Genomic DNA, 4,712 nt, shown 5'->3' with positions numbered 1-4,712 from the left:
TACACGATCGAAGGCAAGTGGAAATACGAGGAGCACGACTGGGTCGCAGGGCCTGGCAGCATCGTGTACGAAACCGCTGCATCGACCCACACGTTTGAAGTCGTCGAGGCAGGCAAAAACGGAGATGTGCTCACCCTGGTTCAGGTGAACGGCGATCTCCTGTTCCTCGATGCGAAGGACAACATCGTTGCGCTCGAAAACTGGAAGACCTCGCTGAATCGCTATCTTGCCTATTGCGAGCAGCACGACATCAAGCCGAAAGACCTCACGGCATTCAACTGACCTGAAATTCAAGGGGACTCCCGACATCCGCCGGGGTCCTCGTGACACTCGGTGCGTCGCCCGCAAGACGCACTAGACGGTCCGACCATATCAGGACTCCAGCGCCACGCCGGGTCATCGCAGCTCATAGGCAGCGAGAAGGTGGCTGCGTGCGCCGACCACGCAGCCCATGTCGCATCGCGATCTATCCCGCCGTCAGAGCCGTTGTCTGATCGCAAAAACTCAGGAGAGGGGAAACACGGGTCCCGGTTCGCGGCCTTGAAGCGGGAACCTGACAGAGGGGTACGGCCATCTGCCGCTCCCCGATCACTGACATTACGAACGGAACGACGCCATGAATGGCTTGATGATGCAAAAACAGTTGTTGATCTCCTCACTCATTGTGCACGCTGACCGCCATCATGGCGATACGGAGATCGTGTCCCGGCGGGTGGAGGGCGATATCCATCGCTACACTTTCCGTGACTGCCATCGTCGCGCGCGCCAGATGGCCAACGCGCTGACGAGCCTCGGTGTCAAGCCCTCCGACCGGATCGGCACGCTGGCATGGAATGGCTACCGTCACCTGGAGTTGTACTACGGCGTCTCAGGTATGGGTGCCATTCTGCATACCATCAACCCTCGCCTGCATGAAGACCAGGTCGCCTACATCGCGAATCACGCCGAAGACCAGTACATCTTCTTCGACCTGACCTTCCTGCCGTTGATCAAGGCCGTCGCCGGCCGCTGCAAGACGGTCAAGGCGTTCATTGCCATGACCGATCACGCCTACATGCCGAAAGACGCCGGCATTGACAACCTGCTGTGCTATGAAGATCTGATCGAGCAGGGTTCGTCCGTCTACTCCTGGCCGGCTTTCGACGAGGACGCCGCCAGTACGCTCTGCTACACCTCTGGCACGACGGGCAACCCCAAAGGAGTTCTGTACAGCCATCGCTCATCGATGCTGCACACCTATGCGGCGGCGCTGCCTGATGCGCTGAACTGTTCGGCGCGCGACGTGATCCTGCCCGTGGTGCCGATGTTCCATGTGAACGCGTGGGGACTTCCGTACATCGCGTGCATGGTCGGGGCCAAACTCGTATTTCCCGGGCCGGCTCTGGACGGTAAATCACTGCATGAACTGCTCGAAGCCGAGCAGGTTACGCTCTCCGCTGGCGTTCCGACTGTCTGGCAAGGCCTGCTGAGTCATGTTGAGGAAACCGGCCAGCCATTCTCGAGCATGAGACGCACCATCGTTGGTGGCGCGGCCTGTCCCCCGGCCATGTTGCGCAAGTTCCAGGAAACATACGGCGTAGCGGTATTGCATGCCTGGGGGATGACTGAACTGAGCCCTATGGGAACCATCTGCACCATGAAGGCCAGGCACCTAAAGATGTCCCTGGAAGAGCGTCATGCCGTGCAATCCAAACAGGGCCGTGTGGTGTTTGGCGTCGACATAAAAATCGTTGGCGAGGATGGCATGGAGTTGCCCTGGGACGCCGCGACTTCCGGTGACCTGCTGGTGCGTGGGCCATCGGTGGTGTGCGACTACTTCAGGAACGAAGGGGATAGTCCGCTGCAGTTCGACGACGAAGGACAAGCGTGGTTTCCGACCGGCGACGTTGCGACCATCGATGCCAATGGTTTCATGCAAATCACTGATCGCAGCAAGGACGTCATCAAGTCTGGGGGCGAGTGGATTGGCTCCATCGACCTTGAGAATATCGCCATGGCTCACCCGGCGGTGTTCATGGCAGCGTGCATCGCGGCCCGCCATCCGAAGTGGGACGAGCGGCCGCTGCTCGTAGTGGTCAGGAAAACGGGAACCGAGATTTCCCGCGAGCAGTTGCTTGGCTTCTACGAAGGGAAGATTGCGAAGTGGTGGACGCCGGACGATGTGGTCTTCGTCGACGAGATCCCGCTGGGTGCAACAGGGAAGATTCTGAAAAACCAGTTGCGAGAGCGCTTTGGCGACTTCCTGATGCAGCCAGCGGAACGCCAATGCATCGCCTGACCCTGCGCGCCTTGGCCCTCGCCACGCCCAATGGCTTCGGCACCTCAATGAGTCATTCGATCGGGGGCCACGGGCGCGCCAGTTGCCGTCAAGGCCGTGCATGGGGTGCATCGCGTCCAGCGTCGGTATGAGTTGATCACGATGTGATTCGAGGCGCCCAGGGAATCGCGGCCGTCTTCGAGCGAACCTGATCGGCTGAGTTACAGGCTTGTCAGCCGCCATCGGCACGGCGTCTGGTGAACGATGCCTGGCTGCGCATTATGCGCATCTGAAGACGTCGTCACGCTCATTCCCCCCATCACTTATGCAATCCATATCCGACAGAAGACCTCCGCTGAGCCCAGCGCAAGCACTGCCTTTGCTGGGGGTTCTGGGCATTCTGGTATCCCTGTGGTCTGACATCCTGCTGCCTACCCTCACGGCGATTCAACAGGACCTGCACACATCGGCTACCTCCGTGCAGCAAACGGTATCGCTCTTCTTTGTAGCCAATGCCTTTATGTGCCTGTGGCACGGCGTCATTTCTGATGCCTACGGGAGGCGAAGGCCTCTGCGCTTCGTGTTGGTGGTGCTGCTGCTGTCTTCCTTATTGTGTTTAAAAGTGACGCGAATTGAGGAACTCTGGGTGTTGCGAACCGCGCAAGGCCTGGCGGCCGGCATAGGAACGATTCTGTGCCGTGCCATCATTCGCGACATGTATTCAGGCGCCGACGCACAAAAGATGATTGCGCGTACCAGCATTGTCCAGTGCCTGGGGCTAACCTTAGTACCAATGCTAGGCGGATGGCTGACGTTCGTTTGGGGGTGGCGCGCAGTGTTTGCCTTCCTTTCCGTGGTGGCGGTGCTGATGTTGATCGTCTACAGCCGACTGTTGCCGGAAACCCTGCCGCCTATCCGCCGTCAGCCTTTGCGAGTGGGCACGCTGTGGCGCGCCTACCGCATTGTGATGGGCTCGGCCTGGTTTATGCGCCTGACCGTGGCCCATGTCTGCAACTGGATCGCGATGTTCCTATATGTCGCCGCCGCTCCACAGTATGTAGTCCATCTTTTGGGGCGCCCTGCGACCGAGATCTACCTGGTATATGTGCCAATGGTGCTAGGGCTGATTGCGGGCTTGGTATGTCTGCCACCCCTGCTTCAGCGATGGGGCACGCAGCGCACTGTGCGCCTGGCCTACCTGGGCTTTCTGGTTGTCAATATTCTTAATGTGGCATTGGCCCTGTTGGTGGCACCCGGGTTGATTCACCTGGTGCCGCTGGGTGGTTATGCCTTTATGGTGGCCCTCTCCCTGCCGCTGCTCATTGGCCATGCGCTGCAACCGTTTTCTGAGAACGCGGGGTTAGCCGCATCTTGCCAGATGCTTTTGCAATACACAGGCATGGCCCTGGTAGCCGGCGTACTGGCCCCGCTGCTTTGGAGTTCCTTCTGGCTCATGGCCCTGGGCTGTGCGGCGCTTACGCTGGCTAGTGCAGCGTTGTTGCTCTGGCAGGGCCAGGCCACTCGTCGGGCAAATCGATTATCCGTGGCCTGAATCGGCGGCCGGCTTCTTCGCCTGTTCACTTGAAGACCCGGCCCGCATACTCCCTCGCCGTTGACAGCGCTCAACGGCCCGGGCTACTGCATTGACGCAACGATCGCCAGACAGCGCGGAAGTCACCATTCTCATGATCGCGCCTGACCACTTCTGCTCGGTCGGGCTCCAGCCGCGGCGCACCAGTGCGGGGAAGGGGTCATCGAGCCCACCCACAACGACCAGATTGAATTTTCAGGGTCCTCTTGCCCCTAACCGATGCTCACGAGCCGCTTGTGAAGCGATCTGGGAGGTCGATTTCTCGCGAGCCGTTTCCACGGCGCGAGATAAGGAGTTTTTCAACACTCCTCGCGAGTACCCGACTACCTGCATGGCCGTCATCAAGCACGCGAGCAGTGTTGCTAGCCACTCTCGGCCACGGCACCGGGCCTGCTGTCCCAATTTGTAAAGCAAATGTCCGGCCATGCCAATCGCATCGCGGCCGCTCTGCGTAGTATTGGATCCTATGGCCGACGAAACGGTGCCCGTGCCCTCTTGCTGACAGGGGCCAGCTACATCTGCCGGACGCGCACCTGGTCGCCGTCGCACAAGCAAAGATTGGAGACATCGATGACAGCAACCGCCGTACCCCAGGACACTACTTCACAAGCCACATCCGCGTCGCCGGCCATTATTCGGCCATTGCGTGCGCCAGCATTCGATCAAGGTGGAGATTTGCACGCCCGCCATCGGCGCCGAACTCAGCAACATCAGCCTGGCTGATGCCACCTTGGATCTGATTGTGAAATTGGAACAGCCCGTGCATTCCCTGACGCGAAGTGCCTGCCTTACGGACTATGAACACGTGGCCCGTACAGTGGGGCTCGATCCGTTTCATATGCTGCGGATGGCCAGGCTGCCGGC

Annotated in this window: 3 protein-coding genes and 3 pseudogenes; 5 read left to right on the top strand and 1 reads right to left on the bottom strand. The window is 59.7% G+C overall.

Annotated features, from left to right (window positions below):
• From BG61_RS37645 to BG61_RS37635, 4 genes and pseudogenes are all read left to right on the top strand, one after another.
• On the top strand, positions 1-282 hold a 282-nt coding region (locus BG61_RS37645; RefSeq protein ID WP_035943257.1), incomplete at its 5' end, for a cupin domain-containing protein.
• Positions 283-616: 334 nt separating this feature from the next.
• Positions 617-2,278: a 3-(methylthio)propionyl-CoA ligase gene (locus BG61_RS37640; protein WP_035924787.1), complete on the top strand. Its 1,662-nt coding sequence runs from the start codon at positions 617-619 to the stop codon at positions 2,276-2,278.
• A gap of 14 nt (positions 2,279-2,292) precedes the next feature.
• Positions 2,293-2,469, top strand: a pseudogene (locus BG61_RS45195) (acetyl-CoA C-acyltransferase); the annotation flags it as partial.
• A 167-nt stretch (positions 2,470-2,636) separates the two neighbouring features.
• Positions 2,637-3,809: an MFS transporter gene (locus tag BG61_RS37635; protein ID WP_035943254.1), complete on the top strand. Its 1,173-nt coding sequence runs from the start codon at positions 2,637-2,639 to the stop codon at positions 3,807-3,809.
• Between the two features lie 87 nt (positions 3,810-3,896).
• Here the strand turns inward: BG61_RS37635 and BG61_RS45250 are convergent.
• Positions 3,897-4,037 (bottom strand): annotated as a pseudogene (locus BG61_RS45250) (LssY C-terminal domain-containing protein); the annotation flags it as partial.
• A gap of 457 nt (positions 4,038-4,494) precedes the next feature.
• Between BG61_RS45250 and BG61_RS44560 the strand changes: the two are divergent.
• Positions 4,495-4,712, top strand: a pseudogene (locus BG61_RS44560) (hypothetical protein); the annotation flags it as partial.

The sequence above is a fragment of the Caballeronia glathei genome, assembly GCF_000698595.1.
GTDB lineage: Bacteria > Pseudomonadota > Gammaproteobacteria > Burkholderiales > Burkholderiaceae > Caballeronia > Caballeronia glathei.
Note: the sequence above shows the minus strand (reverse complement) of the source record. Positions and strands in the feature narration are given on the sequence as shown.

What these genes read in the sequence shown, in the direction of transcription:
- BG61_RS37640 (WP_035924787.1), top strand. Translation starts at nt 617, where the DNA reads ATGAATGGCTTGATGATGCAAAAACAGTTGTTGATCTCCTCACTCATT.